Here is a 24,958-nt window from a genome sequence, read left to right as displayed (position 1 = left end):
ACTAAGTAAAAATTAAAGTATTTTTAACAAAACGATATTATGAATTTCGTAATCACATATAAAAAAATATCCCCTACAAAGAGGGGATATCTATTATTCGATAATTGTTAAAATATCTTCTAGTGCAAAACGTACTTTCTTCATAGGTAATAACCAATCATTTTCATGATCTCTTTCTCCTATCGCTAAAATAGTTACACTTCTCAGTCCTTTCTTATCTAAACCTAATGCCTCATCTAACTGATCATTATAGAAGCCCTCCATAGGTGAAGCATCTACTCTTAACTCAGCCGCAGCTGCAATAGCCATACCAAAAGCAATATAAGCCTGACGAGCTGCATGCTCTGCTTGCTTCTCTTGTGACATTGCTGCAAAGTTACCTTTGATAAATCCTTTATAATCATTCATAGCACCAGGAGCTAACTCTCTCGTCTTCTCTACATTATCGAATACAGCATCAATGCGCTCTTCTGTATAAGCATCCCAAGCAGCAAAAACCAAAACATGTGAACTATCCACCACCTGACTTTGATTCATAATCACAGGTAATAGCTTCTCTTTTAACTCTTGATTCTTGATTAAGATCATCTCGAAAGGTTGTAACCCAGAAGAAGTAGGTGCCATACGAGCTGCCTCGATGATCTGCATTACTTTTTCGTCTGCTATCTTAACTGAACTATTATATTTCTTAGTAGCATAACGCCACTGTAAACTCTTTAGTAACTCCATAATTTATTAATTATCTCTTAGCCAAAAAAGCTAAAACATTATTCTCTATACGTTCATTAATATTAGAGATATCAGCCTTCACAAATGGTTCTCCTATAATCTTCTCATATAGCTCTATATATCTATCTGATACACTATTGATATACTCATCCGTCATCTCTGGTATTGCCTGTCCTTCTTTTCCTTGAAAGCCATTGCTGATTAACCATTGTCTGACGAACTCTTTAGACAATTGCTTTTGAGCCTCCCCTTTTGCTTGTCTTTCTTCATAGCCCTCTGCATAGAAGTATCTAGAAGAATCTGGCGTATGTATCTCATCGATTAACACAATCTTTCCGTCTTTAGTCTTCCCAAATTCATATTTAGTATCCACTAAGATCAAACCGCGCTCTGCTGCTATCTCACTTCCTCTCTGATACAGTGCGTGTGTGTATTGCTCTAATACCAAATAATCTTCTTCAGAGACAATCCCTCTTGCCAAGATATCTTCTCTCGAGATATCTACATCATGAGCTCCTAAATCTTCTTTAGTAGATGGAGTGATAATAGGTGATGGCAATTGATCATTCTCTTTTACCCCTTCAGGCAAGGTCACTCCGCATAACACTCTCTTTCCTTCTGCATACTCACGAGCAGCATGCCCAGCTAGATAACCTCTGATCACCATCTCCACCTTAAACGGCTCACATACATGCCCCACCGCTACATTAGGATCAGGTGTAGCTACTAACCAGTTAGGAACGATGTCACTTGTCATCTCCATAAACTTGGTTGCTATCTGATTTAGGATTTGTCCTTTAAAGGGAATTCCCTTAGGCATAATAACGTCAAAAGCCGATAATCTATCTGTAGCAACCATAACTAATAAGTCGTCTGCTATATTATAAACTTCTCTTACTTTTCCGCGGTAAACTGACTTTTGATTTGGAAACTCAAAACCCGTTTTTGTGATTGTGTTATTCATATTCTTGTTATAGTTGTGTAGTTCTTTTCTATTCTAGTAGGCTATCAAATCTAATAGCGCTGTTTCAAATCTGTCCTTAGGCAGATATTGATCTTCTAAAGCTTTCACAAATGGTATGGCTGTCTCTAAACTGGCTACCCTTCTTACAGGTGCATCTAAGTCTTCAAAACAATTCTCCATAATCATCGCCGACATATCACTTGCAATTCCTCCGAATAAGGAATCTTCCTGCAAAATTATAACTTTATTTGTTTTTTTCACTGATTTAAATACAGTTTCCTCATCTAAAGGTTGTAAAGTTCGTAAATCTATCAAATCAGCCTTAATATCAGGGTGCTTGTCTAGCACTTCCATCGCCCAATGCACTCCTGCTCCAAAGGTCACTACGGTCACATCTGCCCCTTCTCTCAACACACTCGCCTTTCCAAACGGCAGTGTATAATAATCCTTAGGTACATCCTGATAAATACTCCTATACAACAGTTTGTGCTCAAAGAAGATCACAGGATTAGGGTCATTAATAGCAGTAGCCATTAGCCCTTTTGCATCATACGGAAAAGCAGGGTACACTACCTTAAGTCCTGGTGTTTTTGTAAACCAAGCTTCATTGGTCTGTGAGTGGAATGGGCCTGCTTGTGTACCACCACCACACGGCATACGCACGACCACATCTGCCTTCTCATTCCATCTGTAATGTATCTTTGCCAAATAGTTTACAATCGGATTAAACCCAGTAGATACAAAATCGCCAAACTGCATCTCCATAATCGCTTTTCCTCCATTGATAGAATACCCCATCGCGGCAGAGACTACTGCGCTCTCACAGATAGGTGTATTGCGAATACGCCCTTTGCCAAACTGCTCTACGAAACCATCTGTTACTTTAAATGCACCTCCGTATTCTGCAATATCTTGCCCCATGATGATTAAGTTATCATGGCGTTCAAAAGATTGTTTTAACCCTTCTGATATCGCATCTATCAGTCGAATATTAGCTACTTCTGCTGTTGGTTGTATATCTTCATACTGATAAGGAGCATACATATCATTCAGCTCTGTAGCCAAGTCCGCTACTATAGCAGGCTCTTCTTGTGTTGCCTTCCAGTCCTTGTCTATCTCTTGTTTAAACTCTTCTCTAATCTGTTCGTCTAAAGCATCTGTCAGTACGCCTATTTCTTTTAGATAAGCTCTGTAATTCTCCACAGGGTCTTTTAGTTGCCACATATCCATCAGTTCTTGAGGCACATACTTTGTACCACTAGCTTCTTCGTGCCCACGCATTCTAAAGGTCAAGAACTCTATCAATACAGGACGAGGATTCTCACGCATAGATTGTGCCAGTGCACTGATCCGCTGGTATACTTCTAAGATATTATTCCCATCTATAATATGACTTTCCATCCCATATCCTATCGCACGATCTGCTAGATGCTCACATCTATACTGCTCATTCGTAGGAGTCGACAGTCCATAACCATTATTCTCGATTACAAAAAGAACAGGTAAGTCCCACACAGAAGCAATATTCAGCGCCTCGTGGAAGTCTCCTTCAGAAGTAGCTCCTTCACCTGTAAATACTGCTGTTATCTTATTCTCATTTCTCAAGGTATGCGCTAGGGCAATACCATCTGCTACACCCAACTGAGGCCCTAGATGAGAAATCATCCCCACGATATGATACTCTTGAGTACCGAAGTGAAAAGAGCGCTCACGTCCCTTAGTGAACCCATTTGCCTTTCCTTGCCATTGAGAGAACAAGCGGTGTAAAGGAATATCTCTAGAGGTAAACACCCCTAAGTTTCGGTGCATAGGCAGAATGTATTCGTCCTGCTCTAAACTAGCAGTCACTCCTACACTGATAGCCTCTTGCCCTATTCCGGAGAACCATTTAGATACTTTGCCCTGTCTGATCAGGATAAGCATCTTTTCCTCTACCATTCTAGGTTTGAGTAATTTTTTATAAAGTCCAAGTAACTCTTGGTCTGTTAAGTTTTTTCGGTCGTAATGTAATTGTTTCATAATTGGTTTAATAGACTCTAAAAATAAGCATTTGCCCCTACTAAACAAATTAATTCTAAACAAGTAATTACATTATTCTATAATCACTTTTACAACTCATAACAATACTTACTTTCAAAAAACTTTAAAACATTCTTACCATAAACTTGATTAAACTCTTCTTCTGTTATTTCTATTTCTTTCCCATTCTTTATCTTATAATACCATGTTGGCGGATTAAAAGAATCATCTATTTCTCTTGTTCCAATATAGGTTCCAAAAACAGCATAGAGCTTATTCTCATGTAACTTATAAACTTTTTCAGTTCCTCCTCTACCTTCTCCATATTCGTATAATAACTTCTTTCTAAAATCTGTTCCAGGTACAGAGGTATAAATAGAATCATTATATACTTCATCAAAAACATACTCTTTACTATTGGAATTATACAATAAGAATTGAAATTTGACTGGTGGATACGCTGGTAAAAAATGAAATGCTGAAATATCTAAATAACCATCAAAATTATAATCTTGTAAATAAATCTTAAAATTAGGTTCGTCCTTATAATACCAAAATACAGACTCAATTTCTATTCGTTTAACCTCATGTTTATCACTTATTTCAGCTATCTCAGTTACATTATAAGTATCGTTCGAATAATCAGTTTTATTTAAAAACGCTTTATACTGTTTCTGAGGGTACCCCTTACCTTTAGGGTTAGCCATTACAAAAGGCATTACAGCACCATTGCTCACATTAGTCCATTCACCTACTACCTCTCCTTTATCATAATCAAAGTGCCCTCTGAATGTATTACCAAACTCTTCTTTAAACTCTAAAATTCCATGACTCACAGTTCCATTAATATCAATAAAAGTTCCATTATTTAGATAATAGTAATATCCTGATATCTCGTCTTCAAATACTTTTAAATACATATCAAAAGCATATTTATCATCTATCTTACCTGTAAAATGGTACGTATAATGAACATCTACATCCTTCCATCTTTTATCTGTAAAATCAGCACTATCATCCCACTCGCTTAGTTCTCCTTCGTCATCCCACTCCTCTTCTGCAAGAACCACTTCTTCTGTAGTCGTATTAGGAAATTCTTCTATCTTCTTCTTACAAGATATAGTGACTAATACCACACTTAATAACAATAATATTATTTTACTCTTCATATTTCAACTTTATTAACTCCTTAAAAATAAAGTTATTTTCATTCAGCTCCCTTATCCTTTTTACTTATAAGTATAATTCACAATCTACACCATCTCTCTTGCTGATTCTAGGAGTATTCTAGGGGTTTTCTTGCAGTTTACTAGCCTAGAGAGGCATTTTCTCGAAGGAAGGTGCAAGGATGCCTCTAGCAACCCTCAAGCAACATCATAGAAATATAAGCTAAACTCAAATGTCAAATCAACTTTCAATAAAGACAGTTTTAAATAAAATGCTGATAGTATTCAAAGTATTTTTAACTTTTTTTGCCTCTAAAAACGTATTTACTGGCTTCATCAAGGGTTCAATAAATGGACGAGAAGTGAACTAGAAGAAAAGTACCCTTCTGATATCTTAATTTTACAAAAAATAAAGCAACCATTTAAAAATCAAAATTATGGCAGAAGCAATGAACGGAATGTTAGGTGGCGTATCTGGTAAGGTAGGTCCCGTAATAGGCGTAAGATGGCGAGGTCGCTATTTCTGGCGATCTAAAGCGAGGAAAAGCACTAAACCTTTTTCAGAAAAACAACGGATACAGCAGGAGAAAATGGCACTTGTATCTTCTTTTTTAGCCAAAATAAGAGGATTTATTAATCAATACACACCAATGAGACAAGGTGAGAAATCACTTATCAATGGGACAGAACAACAATCTTCGTTTTTACTCAGACATGGTATCGGCTATGAAGGTGACAGAGGGTACTTACAACTCAATCTAGTCACTGTATCTATAGGAACACTTCCTGTAGCACATATCCATAAAATACAACTTACAGAAGATAAGCAAATCAAACTAGAATGGGAAGACAATAGCTATAACAGCATGACAGCAGAATCTGACCTGCTAAGCGTCGTAATCTTTCACAATGAAGAAGAGGAATTTCAGATCTATGATACGGTAGGACAACGAATGGATAAAATAGGACTGATCACACTGAAAGAACAATGGACTTACGGTACGATCCATATCTGGACAATGTGGAAAAACAAAGAAGAGACACTGAATAGCACAAGTTTATATCACGAAGAAATAGCTCTAGATTAGCTGATCAGATACAGTGTAGTACTCTACTTCATTCCTGCCTAAACAACCGATAGAAATGAAGTAGATACACTATGCTATTATACCTAATAGAACTTTTATATTATCTATCAGATTCATTTCATAGTACATTAGGTAGAATAATGAACTATATAATCTGATGATGATAACTGATGTAACGCTTAAAACAAAAAAAGGATTAGATAACCTACTGATTATCTAATCCTTTTTAATACTTCTAAGAGCAACAACTATTTCTTAAAGTCCTCCATAGGTACATAGATAGTGGTAGTCGTAGGAGTGTAAATACCAAAAGTAATACATCCTAATAGACCATCTACAAAGCTCATTTGAGTCTTCACAACATAGTTCGTTTTCTTATCTGCTAGTTCACTTCCTTTATACCCTTTGTTTAAAGGAATTAAACCTGCTATAAGCGCATGATTCTTCTTTTTGTTTACTTCTACCACAGGCATTGTTAGATCAGTATCACCTACTGCTACTTTTGCTGTATAACAAGATGTCATAGTTATTGCAACTACACAACACATCAAGGCTAATTTAATTGTCTTCATTTTTACTATTCTTATTTTTAATGATTCTAAATATACTACCCCTTGAAGTATATTAAAAATAGAGAGACAGTACTATAACAATATCATAGATAATATAGATTATCAAATAAATAACTTATAAAAAATATTAAAAACAGAAATGTAATTTAAAAACACTACTATTTAGAACAGTAATAAATAAAGACATAAATAGTCAATTTAAGCTATTCACTTTATAAATCAGATTACGTATCGCTAATTAGATCTAAATAAGTTTTTTTTACATACAAATCAAGGCGAAATATACACTGATTAATACAACAAATAACTCCCCCTAAAAGCTTTATCCCCCTCAGAATCACCTTACATATTAACCCAATACTACAAAGCAATTCTGCCCCCTGGTTCTTTCATTAGCGATATAACCTTACTCTAAGTGAAATCACTCATGTAGACCTGTTTTGTATAATAACTATTCGTTTAGATGCCAAATACATAATCTGGGTTAAAAATGAACTAAGATTTACACTAGATTAATCATTTCCCATTTATAGTACTTATATTTGCAAGGTTATACATTGAATAAACTACTCTGTCAGGGGAATCGTGTGAAACTCACGAGCTGTCGCGCAACTGTAAGTAATTAGAACTAATTATAAGTCAGATCACCTACACAGTAGAAGTATAATATTATGGTATTGCTTTCGCGATTTGAAGCAACATAGTTATACTAATATCTTTCCCTTATGACATTTTAGAAAGAATAGTATACTAAACAACTAAAAGCCAAAATAGCTATTCCATAATTTATGAATATTAAAAGTAATAACTAACTCAAAAAAGAATCATTACAACAATATGGAAGGTCAATTAACAAACAGAGAGTTACGTATCCAAAAAAAAATAAAGGATTCGGAAACACACGTATTTAAAGCTGTATTCCCAGGACAAACTAATCACCACAACACCATGTTCGGTGGAGCGGTAATGTACATTATGGATGAGATAGCATTCATGACAGCTACACGTTTCTGTCGTAAACCTATTGTAACTGTATCTAGTGATAAGATTGATTTTAATCATCCTATCCCTGCAGGAACACTAGTAGAGCTTATCGGGACAGTAGTACGTGTAGGAAGAACGAGCCTAGATGTACGCGTAGATGTATTCGTAGAAAGTATGTACAGAGAAGGAAGAGAAAAAGCGATGACTGGTACATTTACTTTAGTAGCGATCAATGAGAGCAAACGCCCTGTTCCTGTATTTGACGAAGTAGAAGAATAGTAAATCTTTATATCATACAAAAAATCCCTAACGAATAATCATTAGGGATTTTTTTATACACACTGTTTTGATTTCTATTCTAAAAACAGCACACGCTTGGCGTCTTCTAACAAGAATTTGCTCAAGCCACAACACTATTTCACAATAAAAGCTACCTTATTCAGATAGCTTTTATCGCAAAAAAAATTAAAGATTATTCAGCAATTGCTTGCTCAACTTCGTCTAACATCATTTTGATAGACTTAAGTCCTCCTCCTGATAAATACCATATTTCTGGGTTTAAGAAAATGATTTTATCATTTTTATATGCGTTTGTTTGTTTTACTAATGCATTAGCAAACTCCTCTTTACCCATAGTAGCTCTCTTAATAGCAGCTCCTCTATCGATTACGAAGATGTAATCTGGGTTTAATTCTTTAATGAACTCATTAGAGATCGCTTGACCATGTGTAGCAGCTTCGATGTTTTGATCAGCAGGTTTTAATCCGAATACATCATGGATAATCCCGAAACGAGATCCTTTTCCATAAGCACTTAAACGTCCTTCGTTAGCAAGCACAACTAAACCTCTTTTCTCAGATTTAGCAGTAGTCTCGTTAATCTTAGCCACACGCTCATCGATTACTTTTAACTCTTTCTCTACCAACTCTTCTTTACCAAACAACTTACCTACTGTACGTTGGCTAGCTTTAAAAGAATTCATATAATCTTTAATATCAATATCAAGATTAATAGTAGGAGCTATTTTACTAAACTCATCATACATAGCAGCAGTACGAGCTGCGATAATGATAAGTTCTGGTTCAGCTTCATTTATTTTCTCCATATTAGGTTCTTTAATACCACCTACATCTACTAAGTTAGCATCATCTGCATACTTAGATAAGTAAGCAGGCATATTACCTTTAGGAGCTCCTTTAAATTCTATACCTAAATCCTCAAAAGTATCTATCATTCCATAACTAAGAATAACAGTGTTTTTAGGGTTTTCTTTTACTTCAGTAGTTCCTGACAAGTGCTCAACTGTCACTTTTGCTACATTCTCCTCTGTAGTCTCTGTCTTCGTTTCTTTACAAGACGTAAAGATTAAAGCTGAAGCTGCCACGCAGCTTATTAAAAATTTACTCATAACAACTCGATTAGTTAAAATTATTTAAAGTATATACATACCTTATTGTTACAATTATCAACTATAGTCATATCTATATCGAAAACTTCTTTCATAATATCCTCGCGAATAATATCATCCGTTAATCCGAAATGGATAATCTTATGATCTTTAACTGCTGCAATATAGTCTGCATACGAAGAAGCATAATTAATGTCGTGCACTACAATAATTATGGTCTTTCCATAATCATCTGCCAAAATTCGAAGAATCTTCATAATCTCAACAGAGTGTTTCATATCTAAATTATTAAGCGGCTCGTCTAACAGAATATACTCTGTATCCTGTGCCAATACCATCGCTAAGAAAGTACGCTGACGCTGTCCTCCACTTAATTCATCTATGTATTGTTCTTGAATATCTGTTAATCCCATAAAAGCGATACTCTCCTCTACCTTCTCATGATCGATAGCATTCATTCTACCTTGAGAATGCGGAAAACGCCCAAACTCGACTAACTCTTTAACTGTTAACCTTACATTAGGATGATTTGCTTGTTTTAAGATTGATAATCTTTTTGCGAAATCTCTATTCTTAAAATTGACAATATCTTGATCTAATAAATTTATAAGTCCTGAGTCTTTAGCGACTAAACGACTAATAATAGATAACAGAGTACTCTTACCTGTTCCGTTCCCTCCTACTAGACATGTGATTTTTCCTTTTGGAAAAGAAACTGACACATCATTTAGAATCATCTTCTCACCATACGTCTTAGATACATTCTTTACTTCTATCATCCTTTGTTACTTTTTAATAATAAATAAATAAAATACACCCCTCCTACAAAATTGATAATAATACTAATAGTAGTACTCATATTAAAGAGATGCTCCACTAGATATTGTCCTCCTACAACAGTAACCGCTGTTAGCAAACAACATGCTAGTACCATATAACTATGCTTACTACTCTTCACAAGCTCGTAAGTCAAATTGGCAACTAATATTCCTAAGAACGTAATAGGCCCTACCAATGCCGTAGAAATAGCTACCATCACAGAGATAATAAGCAAATTAGCTTTGATCACTTTATGATAGTCTACCCCAAGACTTATGGCATTCTCCCTACCTAAACTAAGTACATCTAACTGTCTAAAATATTTAATCCCCACTAGCATAGAGGCTATTAATAAGACAGCGGATATAGTCAATAGATTTAGGTTTATCTTATCAAACGAAGCAAACATTGCCGACTGTATGATTAAGAATTCATTAGGATCAATAAGCATTACTATAAAAGAAGAGAAACTCCTAAACAGTGTTCCCATTAACAGTCCCACTAATAGTAATAAATACATACTCTTACTCTCTCTTCTGAATACTAAATAGTACATCACTAAAGAGAATCCTAACATTAATACTACAGATATCGCAAAGTTGGTTTCTGAATTAAGAACCTGAAATGTTCTATCTCCATAAGCAAACACTAGCAAAGACTGTAACAACAAATAGAATGAATCAAACCCCATAATAGAAGGTGTCAAGATTCTATTAGCTGATATTGTCTGAAATATAATAGAGGAATACCCTATAGCAAACGATATTAAAATCATCGCAATAACCTTATATCCTCTTCTAGGTAATACATAATCTAATTTGGTTCCCGTAAAGGTGAACATATATATAGCAATGAATAATAATAAAACAACTGCTAAAACTGTAATAATCTTGTTCTTAAACATGTTTAGCGCGTTTAAATATTAGTATTAAAAATATTAATCCACCTATAATACTTACTGTTAATCCTATCGGAATCTCATAAGGTGCTATTAACATTCTGCTTATTATATCACATACCATTAAAAAGATCGCTCCTATCAATGCTGTATAACTAATCGTCTTCTTAAGATTATCTCCAAACATCAAACTCACAATATTAGGAATAATAAGTCCTAAAAAAGGAATCACACCTGCTGTCAGAACCACTACAGTAGAAGTAATAGCTACAAATATCAATCCTAGATAAGTAATCTTCTTATGATCTAATCCTAAACTACTCGCGGTGTCTTCTCCTAAACCTACGATAGTAAACTTATTAGCGTATAAATAGCTCAAGAACACAATCGGAACTCCTAAGTATAAAATCTCATAGTTCCCTTTGATAATAGATGAAAAGTCTCCTATCAGCCAACCTTCCATATTCTGAACCAAGTTCGTTTTATAAGCAAAGAACGTAGATATCGCATTAAGGATATTTCCAAAAACTATCCCTACTAATGGAATAAAAATGATATTGCGCATTTTTATCTTACTCGAGATCTTTAAGAAAATAACACTTGCTAATAAAGCTATTGTAAATGATAAAATCATCTTATAGACCATCCCTCCTCCTGGAAATAATATCATACTAAATAATATTCCCATCTTACAAGCGTCTAAAGTCCCCATCGTAGTCGGTGAGACAAATTTGTTAAGAGAAATCTGTTGTACAATCAATCCAGAAATACTCATACCAATACCTGCTATTAATACAGATATCATACGGGGTAATCTACTTACTAACATAACCAATATCTCATCCTGATCTAGTCGGTGTATATCAAATACAGATATATCTTTTACGCCAACAAATACAGAGATGAAAGAAACTATAATCAGTATAAGAATTAATAATATTCTTATCATTTACTCGTTTGTTTTTATTTAGAATCAAATTAAATAATCGCAAATATAAAAAAGTAAAGTGGCTAACAAAAGAAAAAAACTTATCAATTTATGTAAACTCAATTAGTTAGATTATCGGTATACTAATGTATACACGGATTCTATCAAACAAACACAAGTATTAACTCTTCATTTTTTAATTAATTAAATTTTATAACGTTAAAATTAAAGTAATCACAATTCGGCCTTTTTTAAAATAAATCTCATTAAGTTCTATTTCATGGTAAATAACAGCTCATTTATTACCTAAACAGAGACTGAAACATACAGTTATAATGTGTTTAACCCATCTTTATTCTCATTCATTAATAAATCGACAAATACTCTCACGGACTTTTTGAGATAACTGTCTTTTAATTGAATAATAACAGCTTCTCGCTTCATATCACTATCTATAATCGGGATAGCATAAAGGTCTTTTTCTCCATGTACAGTTGCGTAAGTAAGAACAGTTTGATAAGCACCTTTTTTGACAAGGTCAATAATCATAGAAGTTTGATTAGTCTCTATGGCAATATTAGGTCGGATATTATACTTTTCGAACTCCCTGTCTAAAAAGTTACGCGTACTGAACCCCTGTACAGGCAAGGCTAGTCTATACTGTTCTATCTCCTTTAGTCTAATCTCTTTTAGAAGTGCTAATTCAGAATCTCTAGCAACCATAAAAGCCATATCTGATATCAATACAGTCTTATAAATGAAGTTCTCTTCATGTGCTCCATCAAAAAAAGTCAGAGCAAAGTCAATATACTGTTTCTCTAGATAATGCATTAACTCATTGGTCGTACCAAATGTCACCTCTATCTTCACTTCTGGATATGTCTGTGTAAAAAGAGTAAGAGAAGACAGTACTAAAGACTTTAGTCCCCACGTAAGCCCTATACGCAATACTCCTGTCTTTAGCCCCTCTAAATCCTCTAATAAGAGCTTTCCATCTTCTGCAGCTCTTATACTTCTCTCAGCATAAAAAGAGAATAACTCTCCTGCTTCTGTCAGTGCTATACGCTTTCCTATTCTATCAAATAGTGGTTGGCCTATTTCTTCTTCTAACTGTTTTATTTGTTGAGATAATGTACTCTGTGTAATAAATAAATGCTTAGAAGCTTCCGTAAAATTGAGTAATTCTTTTGCTTTTAAGAAATACCTTAGTTGTCTTAGTTCCATGAGTTGATCGTTTTTACCGATTGATGTAATAGAAAAATACCGTTTTACTAATATAGAGCTTCCTCGTAACTTTACAAAAAATAAAGAATATGAATACCACCACCTATACAGAAGAAGTCGTTCATATAAAAGCTGTTAAAGGAACCACTACGTACAAAAAGATTAAATGGAGTATATTTTTAGTAGGAGTTTCTGTATTCGCTCAATTATATAATTTCCAACCTATATTATCTGAAATCACACAATACTTTAAAGTAACACCTTCTGAAAGTAGCTATCTAGTATCTGCTAGTACTTTAGGTATGGCTATTGGTCTATTACTTTTTGCATTTATCGCAGATAGTTATCCACGTAAAGACATCATGCTCTTCTCTCTAGTCACCTCTACGATGCTCACCCTCTTATCTGTATGGGCTAATGATTTTTCTATCTTAGTCAATATTAACTTTATAAAAGGAATGTGCATATCTGGGGTATCAGCAGTGACATTAGCCTACTTAGCAGAAGAAATAGATCCTAAGTACATCGGAACAGCCATAAGTTTTTACTTGGCAGGAAATACTTTTGGAGGAATGTTTGGAAGAATTGTTGCCGCATTAGTATCTGGGTGGCTTGGTTGGCAAGCAGCAGTATTTACTATAGGTATACTCGCTGTAGTTATTGCCATTGCATTTTATATCTTATTTCCAGAGTCTAGATTCTTCACTCCTAAAAAGCTAAAAATAAAACACAAGCTAAGACAGATGAAGTCTATATTTAAGAACTATAAGATAATGGCTATGTATCTCGTCGCGATCTGTCTAATGGGGGCGTTCGTAAGTGTATATAACTTTTTAGGTTTTAAACTTGAATCAGCTCCTTATAACTTACCACATTATCTTATCGCTATGATATTCTTAATGTACGCATTTGGTATTTTTGGTAATATGGTTGCCGGATCTTTATCAGATAGATATTCATCTCGTATGATACTTCTAATCGCTTTAGGATTAATGTTAATAGGTGTAATAGGTATGTATATGGACAACCTTGTTATTATCCTATTAGGATTGACTTTCTTCACCATCTCATTCTTTAGTGGACATACCATAGCTAGTAGAGTAGTAACGACTCTAGGTAAGGAAGCAAAGAGTTCCGCAACAGCCTTGTATTGGTTCTTCTATTATATAGGCTCAAGTATTATAGGCAGTTCTACAGGAGTCTTTGTGAATAAAGGCAATTGGAATGGGTTCTTCTATACGCTTATGGGCATGACTATAATAGCCCTTCTTGCGACTTATCTAAGTACAAGACAAACGAAAAAAGCCACTGAATAGTGGCTTTTTGTTTATATGTTTCTATGTATTAGAACCAACCTTTTTTGTTTGCTTGGTATGTATTATAGAACTCCTCATCTGTTTTAGTTAAATAGATAATTCCTTCAATAAGTCCAATGATTCCAGCAAATCCACAAGTAACTAATCCTAAGATTAATTGGATAACACCTTCTTTAGTATACCCTAAGTAGAATTTATGGATAGCGAAAATAGGTAATAAAATTCCTAAAATACCAGCTACCACTTTTTTGTTCTCTTGAGAAGGAGTAGTTGCACTCTTCTGTGTAGTAAATTGTTCCATCTTTTTATATTATTTTTTTTGCAAAATTAAAATTGTTTATCCAACAAACAAGAAAAATATAACAATATTTTAAATAAAAACAACAAACACAAATAATACCACTACAAAACAACCACTTAACATAACTATTTTACAAAAACAACTAACTCTCAAAATAAAATAAAAAACACCAATACTTAAACTTCAATACAATAAAAAAAGCAATCTATAAAACATAGATTGCTCTTTTGTCAATAAGGTGAACTTATCTGAAGCTATTTCTTAAAGCTCACTAATTCCATTTGTGAGATCTCTTTAGTATTGATAGGACTAACAAGAGCTTCAGCTCTACTCAAATCAATAATTCTGTATCTCTTCACTTCTCCGTCGGCATCATTTTCTAGACTTATCATCTCACCTTCTAGTACCCAATTTCCTTTAGATTCCTCTAAACTGTATTTGTCAATTGCCTGGTACTTTCCACCTTTCATGATATCAATTTCAATTAGTGATTTTTGGTATCTTTCTTTATGACTTCTACTCACTCCTTCTTGGAAGTCGAAATGAGCTACAATCCATGTTTTTTCAATATTAATACTGTTAACACTTAATGCTTTGTCAATTTCTAAGTTATTATTATCGTCTGCACTGCAACTAGCTAATAATGAACTCATACCAATAATCAAAACTCCAATTAAAACTTGCGCACATCGTCTCATAATGTAAATAATTAAAAAAAATTAATAATAATCTTTTTTAATCCGTGTACACCTCCTCTCCCTCTGGAGGTATTAATACATCAACTGCCTTGCATTCCCCTTTTCGACGTTTTACAGGTATATAAAATCACTGTAAATAAAATAAACACAATTAAGTTTACATAATAAAAAACAGACTAAAAAAGAACGTTTTTAAATACTAGGTAACTCCGACATTGTTACCTTATCTTTTATTTTCTGAGACAAATGTATAACCGTAGTTTTCGCATCAATATGACATAAATCATAAAAATTCTACATATTAACTTCTAACTTAATGGAATAACCCTAATCTTATTCTAATATTAGAAACTTTTTTAGCAATACAAAAAGTTAACATTTATAATATAACAAACTAAACACAGTACTTTAACCTTATTAACACTAATATCCACAAACAAATCACGAATAACCAGAAATACAATAAAAAACAACAACAAGAATTACCTTAATTTTTTGTTGCTTTTTTAAAGACATAAAAGATTATAATTCTACATTTTGATCTGTTTTTTTAACTTTTATATCTCTTCGACCTCTATTTCCACTATATATCGCAAATTATTTTTAACTCCTAATACCTCTTTTTTCATAAAAGGCATCTACTATTTTTATTAAAACTAGAGATCACATCAACAAAAATGTTATAATATCTCAAACCTCATTAATAAAACACCTTAGCAATATACAAATACAGTAAAAGCCATGACATGAGTATTAGCTTTAAAAAAGAGATTCCAGAGCTTACAAAACAACAGTCCCCACCGTCACTAGCTCTGGAATCTACAAACACAATAACTCACTCTACATCAATAAAATACATCATATCTCACCTAAAACACGATATAACACCTAAGTATTTCAAAAAACCCTTTTCAATACTTATAAAACCTTATCTATACTCTAAACACATTATCAATATTTTTACAGACAAAAACTATTCCTAAATAGCTACTTTAAACAATTATTCTACTTTTTAACCAAAAAGAGCCTTAATCACATTGATTAAGACTCTCAGTACATATTATAAATAAAAATATCTTTTATACTTCTACTTCTTTTTTAGATAGCATTGGTTTCAACCCTAAGTTATTCAATAATCTTTGGTCTGATGATAGACTAGGATTAGGAGTCACTAATAATGTTTCGTTATCTCCTGAAAACATTGAGTTAGCTCCAGCCATAAAACACATTGCCTGTTCATAATCAGACATTTCTATACGCCCAGCACTTAACCTCACCATAGTAGTAGGCATCACAATACGAGCTGTAGCAATCATTCTGATCATATCCCAAGTTTCTACTTTAGGCATTTCTTCCATAGGTGTCCCTTTTACACGTACTAAAGCATTAATAGGTACAGATTCTGGATGTGTATCCATAGTAGCTAAGGTATGCAACATAGATATTCTATCTACATCATTTTCTCCTAAACCAATTATACCTCCTGAACATACTGTTATACCTGCCTTGCGCACATTATCAATAGTATTAATACGATTAGAAAATGTACGAGTAGAGATAACCTTGTCATAGTGATCTTCTGAGGTGTCTAAATTGTGATTATAAGCATATAAGCCAGCCTCTTGTAATCTTTTAGCTTGTTCCTCTGTTAACATTCCTAAAGTACAACAGACTTCTAATCCCATTTCATTTACACCTTTAACCATATCAAGTACTTTATCGAAGTCTTTGTTATCTCTTACCTCTCTCCATGCAGCTGCCATACAAAATCGAGAAGACCCTGCTTCCTTTGCTTTTTTAGCAGTGCCTAATACAGTCTCTAAAGGCAGTAGTCGCTGTACCTTTATATCTGTATGATATCTAGCTGCCTGTCCACAGTAAGAACAATCCTCTACACACCCTCCTGTTTTAATAGACAATAAAGTACTTACTTGTACTTCCTCTGGATTGTGATATTGACGATGTACTAAAGAAGCTTGATGAATTAATTCTAATAAAGGAGTATCATATATTGATTGAATCTCAGCTTTAGTCCAGTTGTGTCTAATTTCCATTTTCTCTTTGTTTATTTATGATAGATATTTCAAAAATAAAAGGAAAGAAAAAAGAAAGAATAGTCCACTTTTAGATTTAGACCTATTCCACTTCTAATTTTATACCAACCACTCTATACTCGTTATATTTCATATATAACACCACCATAATTATATTAAATCTAATTAAAGCAAAGCATTAATACATTAAATAAAAAAATAAATACACATTCAATTAATTATTACCAAAATAATAACATTAAAAACACAATAAAATATATTACTTTATTGTTATAGAAAAAACAATAAACAGATTACACAAAAAACTCAATCACTATGTCAAACAATCCATCATTCTTTATTCCGTATAAATACTTACTTTGTTTTTACTTATTACTGAATTTTGTACTCCGCATTGTATTAATTAATCACCCTATAACCACTTCTACTTTTACCTCAGGAGAAGTATTATCTGTATTTGGGCTAGGTTTTATCCGTGATATTCTCATATTCAGTATAGGATATTTTATATTTTGGCTCTACTTTATTTTCTTTTCAAATCAGAAGTATAATAAACCCTATGGATATATCATATTCGCTATCCTATTAGGTTTATGGGGATGGGTTACCTTTGGCAAAACTATTATATCAGAATATGGTGGTGTACTTCCTGAGATAGCTATTACCTTCTTATCTATAAAAACAGTGTTATTCGGCATCTGTCTTTTCTTACCTCAACATAGAACAACCGTTCGAAAAATAAGTTATGCTCTTACATTATTTATCTTCGTATTAATCCTTGTGCAAAACACAGTGAGTGAATTCTTTTTTTGGAATGAGTTTGGTGTTAGATATAACTTTATCGCAGTTGATTATCTCGTATATACTAATGAAGTCATTGGTAATATTATGGAGTCTTATCCAGTGGTTCCATTATTTAGCATCATCGCTTTAATCACATTATTAACTACATATTACATTTTCAAAAAAACAGAGTATGTTATAGAACATCTTGCTCCATTGAAAAATAAGGTTATACTTAGTATTGTTTATTTACTTGTATTTGGAATTTCTTTATCTGCTATTACTAAGGTAATGACTCCTCTAAATACAGATAATATATTCGCTGAAGAATTAGAAAGTAATGGGGTTTTTAAATTCTATCAAGCTTTTAATAACAGTGTCATTGATTATTTTAAGTTCTACAATACGCTACCTGATGATGAACTAGCTAAAAATATTAAACAATTCTACCCTCAATATAATGGAGCTTCTTCACTTCTTAGAAATATCGATAATGATAGTACAACTACCAAAAAAAATGTAGTCCTCATAAGCATAGAGAGCCTTAGTGCAGACTTTATGGAGTTTTATGGCAATACAAATAAACTTACTCCTTTCTTAGATAGTCTAGCGATGAAAAGCTTATTCTTTACCTCTACATATGCTACTGGTAACAGAACTGTACGTGGACTAGAAGCTATAACGCTGTCTATACCACCTTCTCCTGGTGAAAGCGTTGTAAAGCGTAAAGACAATAAAGATAAATTTACAACAGGAAGTATATTTGCTAAAAATGGATACACTGTTAAGTATCTATATGGAGGAGACGCATATTTCGATAATATGCAAGACTTCTTCGAAGGCAATAATTATAGCATTGTAGATAAGTCTAATTTTAAGCCTGATCAGATTACCTTTCAGAATGTATGGGGAGTAGCAGATGGAGATATGGCTAAGAAAGCCATAGAAGTAATGAATGAAGAATATCAACAAGGCAACCCTTTCTTTAATCATATCATGACTGTAAGTAACCATAGACCTTTCACTTATCCTGATGGAGTATTAGATACCTCTGACCTTACTAGTGCTAGAGATAAAGGAGTTAGATATACTGACTATGCAATCAAAGAATTTTTTGCATTAGCTAAAGAACAACCATGGTATGATAATACCATCTTTGTGATCTTAGCTGACCACTGTGCTTCTAGTGCGGGTAAGACACAGCTACCTCTAGATAAATATAGAATACCTGCTATGATATATGCTCCTAAAGGGCTTATCCCACAACAATTTGATCAAATGATCTCACAGATAGATGTCATGCCTACCTTATTAGGTATACTTAACTTTAAATATGACTCTAAATTTTTTGGAACTAATGTTTTACAAGCAGATTATAAACCAAGAGCCTTTATAGCTACTTATCAAGATTTAGGTTATATCCGAGACAACACATTAACCATCCTTAGTCCTAATCAAAAGGTAAGACAATATGGATTCAATACTCAGACTGTTAATAATCTAGTAACTCCTCTTACTCCAATAGATGATGTACAATCTAAGTATGTAGATGAAGCTATTTCATTTTATCAATTTACAGCTAAACAGCTAGAATCAAAGAGTTATAATAAATAAAAAAGCAGGGAGAGTAGTGCACACTACTCTCCCTGCTTTTTTAAACACACGTAACACAATTATTTATATGAATGCTGTCTACAACAAATAAACAACACAAAATTGTTCTAAAATAATTCAATTCTACATTTACATAAGAAAACGGGAAAACACCACTTACCTTGCTCTCCCGTTTTAATTTTAAAAAACACTTATCACTTTGTAATATATAATTGAAAAAAACTTATCAAATTTAATTAATGAAAACACTAGCACAGCATTCTTCTTAATCTTAGTATAAAACTCCTTAATTCATTTAAATTAATAAGTATTAATACTTAATTTTGATACTGCAAAAATCACTATTATTGTATAACTCACATAGGACATTTGTCCTTAATGCTATAAAAAAATGTTAAGAATAAATATTGACTTTCTATCATACATTGAATCATTGGCACAGACTGATGTTTTTAATGACAAAATTTTATTGCAACCTTATAAGCCTAAAGAAGTTCTACTACATCAGGGTGATCCTGTTACTAAGGTTATTGTTATTAAAGAAGGGATTACTAAATGCTATATCACAGAAGAAAATGGTAAGGAATATATCCCTGAGTTCTTAAGTACAGGAGAGATAATGGGAGAGATAGAGTTTATTGGTAAAAAAAACTGTCTATGCTCAGTAGAAGCTATAACACCCGTAAGTGCTTATATCATTCCTCTATCCGTATTTGAACATTTATTAAAAACAGATATAACCTTTAATAACACCCTACTAGAAGTAGAAGCATTAAGAGTGTTTCATACTAGCGAAAGAGCATCTTTTCAACAACTTTATACAGTAGAACACGCACTAGAAAAACTGTTAGAGCTACAAGAGAAAGAACAAGTACATATCTCTAAAGAAGATATGGCTTCTTATCTAGGTATCACTACACGTACCTTAAACCGTGCTTTAAAAAAAGTACAAGAAGAGGAATAAAAAACGAGGGAATAGTATGTATTCCCTCGTTTTTTTATACTTATTACATCCAGTGTAATGCTGATGATTCTACCTGATAAAGCCATTTATCTCTTAACTTCACTAACTCACTATACTGAGTAGTACTAAAGGATACTATTCCACCTGCGGTATATATCTTTAAACTACCTACATCTGCAGACTGTTGCCACCATAACTGTGACACCACTATCTTCTGTATCTTATGCGGTTCTAAATAGATATGAGAGATATCCCATATTCCTCTTCTTATCACGATGAAGTCTTCATTTACTTGAAGTAATCCTACTTTATAAAGTCTATAAAGAGCTAATAACATTATCACACTATAGCTCATTGCCATTCCTATAAACGTAACAGAACTAAAGTTTGCTCTAAAGAACAAGGTTAAAAACACTAAAGGAACAACTATGAATAAGAATACTCTAAATCCTAAGTATCGATAATTATATTTTAGAACAGTAGTGTACCCCTTGTTATCTTCTTTAGCCATTATTATTTTAAACAGATCCTTTCTCTCTTGAGTAGAACAGCCAGGTATCTGTAATCCTGATTTCTTATTATTCTCCTTATCCCCTGCTACTTGGCTTATTTTCAAACTACAGATATCAAATAACTTCTGAAAATAATTCTGCTCTATCTCTATTTTTTGTACTCGATTAGGTCTAATGATTGTATTTCGTGTAGATAGTAATCCATGAGACAACAACAATGTCTTATTCGAAAATGTCACTTTAAAATCCCAAAATCGCAACAAAGTACGGATCACATTCACTACTAATACCGTAATCACTAAAAAAACAACTAAGTATAGAAAAGCGACCAAAGGCAGCCCTCCTTCTATATAATTTGTCACCTCTTCTTTATCAATATACTCTTCTATAGAAATACTTCTCACTATAGAATCATACACCATATTAAAGAATACAAGTATTAACCCCAATGTGTATAGATAATTAGACGTTATACCTACTTTTAGAAGAGTCGTTATACTGATTCGTTTTGAATCTTCTTGCTCTTCTATAATGTTTTGTTCTCCATCTACTAAGTCTATTGAGGTATCTTGTATTACGTGTTCATTCTTATAGTTCAGTAGTATTTGTTTTAATGCATTAGCATCTGATAAAGCCATAGAAGGGATGGTAGCTTCTTTATCTTTACTACCTGCAGAGTCTATTTCTACAGAGTACACATTGATTATTTTGTTGATAAAACTCTGATTAAGATTCACCTGTTGTATTTTCTCTAGTTGAATAGTAACTTTAGATTTATTAATAATCCCTTTTTGAATTATAAAAGAATTAGTTTCTTCATCAATGTAAAACAGAAAGTTACGATAACTTAAATAAGCTATTCCCAAACTTAAGATACTTCCTAAGATCACTACTCCCCAAATACTAATAGGTAAATCTATACGCTTATTCACTAAAAATAAGACTATAAGAGGAACAAAAGCTCTTACTATCTTCTGTAAAGCATTCAGAAAATTAGCAATGATTCCTATTGTAGCTTGTCTAGTAGGCTGATAAAAACTATTCTTATTCATGAACAGATTCGTGTGAGTGTTCTACAATATCTAGATTAGTCCTTAAAGCCTGTTGAGGAGACTTCGTTATCTTCTGTATAACATACGCTTTTAGTTGCTCTCCCTCCTCTTTAGATATCCCTGTTATCTTCAGATCACCTAATGCTCCTCCTGCAGTAAAAAACTCCACAGTACATAAATTAAATACACGTAGTAATGCTCCTTCATATACTCCTACATGCTGCACTCTATTAAAAGGAATAACAGTCTGAGATCTATTAATAATACCTGTTTTATAAATAATATCTAGCTCACGTAGCGCATAGCCTTTCATTGCTACTCCCTTCATAGAGATAATACAGATAAGAATAATCAATATAACTCCTAATCCCATAAGTGAGTATAACAATGCTTCATTCAACAAAGGTTCACTCGTCAAATACTGAAAAATATAAGGTGTAAAAGCAATTAGTAAGATAATAATAGAAATTATTATTAACCTTATCCCGACTACTGTTCGATACCTAGAATCTAAGTTTTTAAACATTACTTGCCCTACTTGAGGTAATGCATCGATATCGATTTGTTTATTTTCAAACATACTATTCATACTCTTGTCCTTCTGTGTAAACAGACATTAATTCTACTAGTAAATATATCATTTAAAAAGAGATACTACTGTATGCAATCCATAAAAAAAGTCCTTTAAAAGTAATACACCGTTAAAGGACTTCTTATTATAAGTTACTACATTCTTACTTTACAACTTGATTTACAACACCTATATAGTAAGGCTTTTTCGCATTATCTTTTGCACCAATTAAGATAATAGAATAAAACTGTGAAGGTTTAAACACAACATCTTTTCTAGTTGCGAGTACCTTACCATCCTTATCTTTGATTGTTAGTGCATAACTATTAGCATCTAATGCATTAAATTCCTGTGTTTTCACAGCAGTTGTCTCATTGTCTTGAACTCTATTTTCAAACTCCTTTACTACTGTCTTATCATTAAACTGAACAGTAGCTACTACATTATCCGAGCTCAAATTAAAGAAACGAACTCCTGACTGCTTAACTTCATTTAAAGGGGTTGCTTTCTTAACATTATCCTCTGTTATAAAGTGGATTACCTTCGATTCGTTCCCTCCTATAAAAGAAGTATAAAACTGCCCACTAGTTATCTTCTTCGTAGTTGTAGTAATTGGCTTGACCTTATTACCTCCATAGATGTCTATTAATCTATTTCCTTGCCATAGATTCACATAACCTACACTCTGATAAAACAGAGGATAATATGGACTCTGAATAGGGCGACCATCTGCAACATAAATAAGTGCATCTTCACTCTCATAGGCATTTACCATAGTAAAACCACCTGCATGTTCTGACAAATCAATATAATCGTCATCACTGCTACAACTAAACACTGCAAAACTTAGAAGCAATACTGTCAATAAACTTAAAACTCTTTTCATAATAGATCTTTTTAAATTAGTTTCTCATCATCTTTAATTACTTATAACGACATGCAATAATCATGCAAGTCTATGTATGAACTACCATTAAAATTTTCTAATACTCTTATTCACTTAGTTTTCTATTCGCATACAATAATAAAGACTCTACATAGTCTCCATCAAAGTCAATCTTATAAATTTTAGACACCTTAAATTCCTCTATCTCCTCAAACCATTCACCTGAAGCAGATAACTCTTCGAATGCAAAATACTCACTATCATCACTATCCATATACTTCCCTACATAGACACAATCCTCTTCCTTAAATTCTAATCCAAAAGCACCATATTTATTCCCAATAGCTTTTAAAGTATCAAAAATATTGTCTTTTAACTGAATAGGGCTACTATAAAAGTCAACATGTTTTGCTTTCAGTACTTCTTCAATAAAAGCAATATTTTCTCCACGCTCTATAGTAGATATTTTATCCACAGCTATCAACTCATACCCATCTATAATATAATCGACCGAATTACACTTCGTTAATAACCACTTATCATTATAAGCTAATACTATACCTAGTATTAATTCTTTCTTTCTACCTTTTAAGCGAATGCCTACTAATTTATTCAAGTAATCTTTTATCATAGTAATAGATATTAATGAATTAGGTAATACGTAATGAGAGAATTTTGCGCTCTCTACTCCCTATTCTCAATAGGTCTTTACTAAAATTATGAATATTTCGACAATTATTCACAAATAATCCCTCTTTTTTAACCACAAAACAGAAGTGAATCAACATTCTATTAATCAAATAGATATACTTAAATGAGTAAATCAATATTACTTTTTTTGATATTTATTTTTTCTATTCCCCTCTAAAAGAAAGCATATTTGACTAAAAACAAATACTTCTGTATAATAAAAAAGCAGGATATACTATCCCGCTTCTATTCTATAATTACTATTTTGCTTTAAGATGAGTAGCTACACCTATTCTATTCCATGCGTTTATAGTAACCATGCACATAATAAGTTGCGCTAAATACACTTCACCAAATAACTCTTCTGCTTGCGCATATAATGTATCACTAATTCCTCCTTGATGAATAAATGTAACCGCTTCAGTCATCTCCAGAATCACACGTTCTTCTTCTGTAAACAGCTCTGTTTCTTGCCACCCTGCTAACACTAATAATCTTCTAACAGATTCTCCATGCTTTAAAGCGTCTTGTGTATGAATATCTAAACAGTACCCACATCCATTTAACTGAGATGCCCTAATCTTTATTAGCTCTTTATGTATTGGTGTTAATTCTGATTCGTTTAAGTATTTTTCTAATAATAACATTCCTTCATACGCCTTAGGCTGTACACCATAAATTGTCTTTCTCATAATCGTAACTTTATTGTTTTTAATTT

At 32.9% G+C, this 24,958-nt stretch carries 23 protein-coding genes and 1 riboswitch; of the genes, 5 read left to right on the top strand and 18 right to left on the bottom strand.

Annotated features, from left to right (window positions below; all coding sequences use genetic code 11):
* Window positions 1–93: 93 nt before the first annotated feature.
* From RT228_RS10460 to RT228_RS10445, 4 genes are all read right to left on the bottom strand, one after another.
* Entirely contained in the window at window positions 94–729 is a 636-nt protein-coding gene (locus tag RT228_RS10460; RefSeq protein ID WP_006259384.1) for a nitroreductase family protein, read from the bottom strand.
* Window positions 730–739: 10 nt separating this feature from the next.
* Window positions 740–1,693: a phosphoribosylaminoimidazolesuccinocarboxamide synthase gene (locus tag RT228_RS10455; protein WP_006259386.1), complete on the bottom strand. Its 954-nt coding sequence runs from the start codon at window positions 1,691–1,693 to the stop codon at window positions 740–742.
* A gap of 33 nt (window positions 1,694–1,726) precedes the next feature.
* Complete coding sequence (locus RT228_RS10450; RefSeq protein ID WP_006259387.1) at window positions 1,727–3,712, bottom strand: thiamine pyrophosphate-dependent enzyme; 1,986 nt, start codon at window positions 3,710–3,712, stop codon at window positions 1,727–1,729.
* An 89-nt stretch (window positions 3,713–3,801) separates the two neighbouring features.
* Entirely contained in the window at window positions 3,802–4,881 is a 1,080-nt protein-coding gene (locus RT228_RS10445) for an XAC2610-related protein (protein WP_006259388.1), read from the bottom strand.
* A 434-nt stretch (window positions 4,882–5,315) separates the two neighbouring features.
* Between RT228_RS10445 and RT228_RS10440 the strand changes: the two genes are divergently transcribed.
* Window positions 5,316–5,966, top strand: coding sequence for a DUF6266 family protein (locus tag RT228_RS10440; protein ID WP_006259389.1), 651 nt, complete (start codon window positions 5,316–5,318; stop codon window positions 5,964–5,966).
* 248 nt (window positions 5,967–6,214) lie between these two features.
* Here the strand turns inward: RT228_RS10440 and RT228_RS10435 are convergent, their stop codons facing one another.
* Window positions 6,215–6,538 carry a Bor family protein gene (locus RT228_RS10435; RefSeq protein ID WP_006259390.1) on the bottom strand — a complete coding sequence of 108 codons (324 nt, stop codon included), beginning with the start codon at window positions 6,536–6,538 and terminating at the stop codon, window positions 6,215–6,217.
* Window positions 6,539–7,063: 525 nt separating this feature from the next.
* Window positions 7,064–7,209: riboswitch (cobalamin riboswitch) on the top strand.
* A 166-nt stretch (window positions 7,210–7,375) separates the two neighbouring features.
* On the opposite strand from RT228_RS10435, the gene RT228_RS10430 reads away from it, so the two are divergent.
* Window positions 7,376–7,801 carry an acyl-CoA thioesterase gene (locus RT228_RS10430; protein ID WP_006259391.1) on the top strand — a complete coding sequence of 142 codons (426 nt, stop codon included), beginning with the start codon at window positions 7,376–7,378 and terminating at the stop codon, window positions 7,799–7,801.
* A 193-nt stretch (window positions 7,802–7,994) separates the two neighbouring features.
* On the opposite strand, the gene RT228_RS10425 is transcribed toward RT228_RS10430, so the two are convergent.
* The 5 genes from RT228_RS10425 to RT228_RS10405 all read right to left on the bottom strand — a co-directional run bounded on the left by RT228_RS10425 (window position 7,995) and on the right by RT228_RS10405 (window position 12,799).
* On the bottom strand, window positions 7,995–8,930 hold the full coding sequence (locus RT228_RS10425; protein ID WP_006259392.1) for a siderophore ABC transporter substrate-binding protein: 936 nt from the start codon (window positions 8,928–8,930) through the stop codon (window positions 7,995–7,997).
* Window positions 8,931–8,950: 20 nt separating this feature from the next.
* The gene (locus RT228_RS10420; protein ID WP_006259395.1) at window positions 8,951–9,709 is read right to left on the bottom strand and encodes an ABC transporter ATP-binding protein; all 759 of its coding nucleotides are present in this window, start codon (window positions 9,707–9,709) and stop codon (window positions 8,951–8,953) included.
* Window positions 9,706–10,653 (bottom strand): iron chelate uptake ABC transporter family permease subunit, encoded by a 948-nt coding sequence (locus tag RT228_RS10415; RefSeq protein WP_006259398.1) that lies wholly within the window; start codon window positions 10,651–10,653, stop codon window positions 9,706–9,708. Before RT228_RS10415 ends, RT228_RS10420 begins: the two co-directional genes overlap by 4 nt.
* A complete protein-coding gene (locus RT228_RS10410; RefSeq protein WP_006259399.1) occupies window positions 10,646–11,596 on the bottom strand; it encodes an ABC transporter permease in 951 nt (316 codons plus the stop codon). Before RT228_RS10410 ends, RT228_RS10415 begins: the two co-directional genes overlap by 8 nt.
* Window positions 11,597–11,905: 309 nt before the next feature.
* A complete protein-coding gene (locus RT228_RS10405) occupies window positions 11,906–12,799 on the bottom strand; it encodes a LysR substrate-binding domain-containing protein (RefSeq protein WP_006259400.1) in 894 nt (297 codons plus the stop codon).
* Window positions 12,800–12,888: 89 nt separating this feature from the next.
* On the opposite strand from RT228_RS10405, the gene RT228_RS10400 reads away from it, so the two are divergent.
* Window positions 12,889–14,115, top strand: coding sequence for an MFS transporter (locus RT228_RS10400; protein WP_006259401.1), 1,227 nt, complete (start codon window positions 12,889–12,891; stop codon window positions 14,113–14,115).
* 28 nt (window positions 14,116–14,143) lie between these two features.
* Here the strand turns inward: RT228_RS10400 and RT228_RS10395 are convergent, their stop codons facing one another.
* The 3 genes from RT228_RS10395 to bioB form a co-directional block, all read right to left on the bottom strand.
* Window positions 14,144–14,416, bottom strand: a complete 273-nt coding sequence (locus tag RT228_RS10395) for a TM2 domain-containing protein (RefSeq protein WP_006259402.1) — start codon at window positions 14,414–14,416, stop codon at window positions 14,144–14,146.
* A gap of 254 nt (window positions 14,417–14,670) precedes the next feature.
* Window positions 14,671–15,114, bottom strand: a complete 444-nt coding sequence (locus tag RT228_RS10390) for a hypothetical protein (protein WP_006259403.1) — start codon at window positions 15,112–15,114, stop codon at window positions 14,671–14,673.
* A 1,079-nt stretch (window positions 15,115–16,193) separates the two neighbouring features.
* A complete protein-coding gene (gene bioB, locus RT228_RS10385; RefSeq protein ID WP_006259406.1) occupies window positions 16,194–17,168 on the bottom strand; it encodes a biotin synthase BioB in 975 nt (324 codons plus the stop codon).
* Between the two features lie 315 nt (window positions 17,169–17,483).
* On the opposite strand from bioB, the gene RT228_RS10380 reads away from it, so the two are divergent.
* Both RT228_RS10380 and RT228_RS10375 read left to right on the top strand, forming a co-directional pair.
* The gene (locus RT228_RS10380) at window positions 17,484–19,565 is read left to right on the top strand and encodes an LTA synthase family protein (protein ID WP_006259407.1); all 2,082 of its coding nucleotides are present in this window, start codon (window positions 17,484–17,486) and stop codon (window positions 19,563–19,565) included.
* Window positions 19,566–19,956: 391 nt separating this feature from the next.
* Window positions 19,957–20,529, top strand: a complete 573-nt coding sequence (locus RT228_RS10375; RefSeq protein WP_006259408.1) for a Crp/Fnr family transcriptional regulator — start codon at window positions 19,957–19,959, stop codon at window positions 20,527–20,529.
* Window positions 20,530–20,572: 43 nt separating this feature from the next.
* Here RT228_RS10375 and RT228_RS10370 read toward each other — a convergent pair whose 3' ends face one another.
* The 5 genes from RT228_RS10370 to RT228_RS10350 all read right to left on the bottom strand — a co-directional run bounded on the left by RT228_RS10370 (window position 20,573) and on the right by RT228_RS10350 (window position 24,932).
* Window positions 20,573–22,093 carry a PH domain-containing protein gene (locus RT228_RS10370; RefSeq protein ID WP_006259409.1) on the bottom strand — a complete coding sequence of 507 codons (1,521 nt, stop codon included), beginning with the start codon at window positions 22,091–22,093 and terminating at the stop codon, window positions 20,573–20,575.
* Window positions 22,086–22,682, bottom strand: a complete 597-nt coding sequence (locus RT228_RS10365) for a PH domain-containing protein (protein ID WP_006259410.1) — start codon at window positions 22,680–22,682, stop codon at window positions 22,086–22,088. Before RT228_RS10365 ends, RT228_RS10370 begins: the two co-directional genes overlap by 8 nt.
* Before the next feature lie 145 nt (window positions 22,683–22,827).
* Window positions 22,828–23,550 (bottom strand): DUF4397 domain-containing protein, encoded by a 723-nt coding sequence (locus RT228_RS10360; RefSeq protein ID WP_006259411.1) that lies wholly within the window; start codon window positions 23,548–23,550, stop codon window positions 22,828–22,830.
* 106 nt (window positions 23,551–23,656) lie between these two features.
* Entirely contained in the window at window positions 23,657–24,181 is a 525-nt protein-coding gene (locus RT228_RS10355; RefSeq protein WP_006259412.1) for a hypothetical protein, read from the bottom strand.
* Between the two features lie 319 nt (window positions 24,182–24,500).
* Window positions 24,501–24,932, bottom strand: coding sequence for a carboxymuconolactone decarboxylase family protein (locus RT228_RS10350; protein ID WP_006259413.1), 432 nt, complete (start codon window positions 24,930–24,932; stop codon window positions 24,501–24,503).
* Window positions 24,933–24,958: the final 26 nt, after the last annotated feature.

This window comes from Myroides sp., assembly GCF_032073645.1.
Classification (GTDB): domain Bacteria; phylum Bacteroidota; class Bacteroidia; order Flavobacteriales; family Flavobacteriaceae; genus Flavobacterium; species Flavobacterium odoratimimum.
The sequence above is the reverse complement of the archived record's forward strand: the minus strand, read 5'-3'. Positions and strand labels throughout refer to the sequence as shown.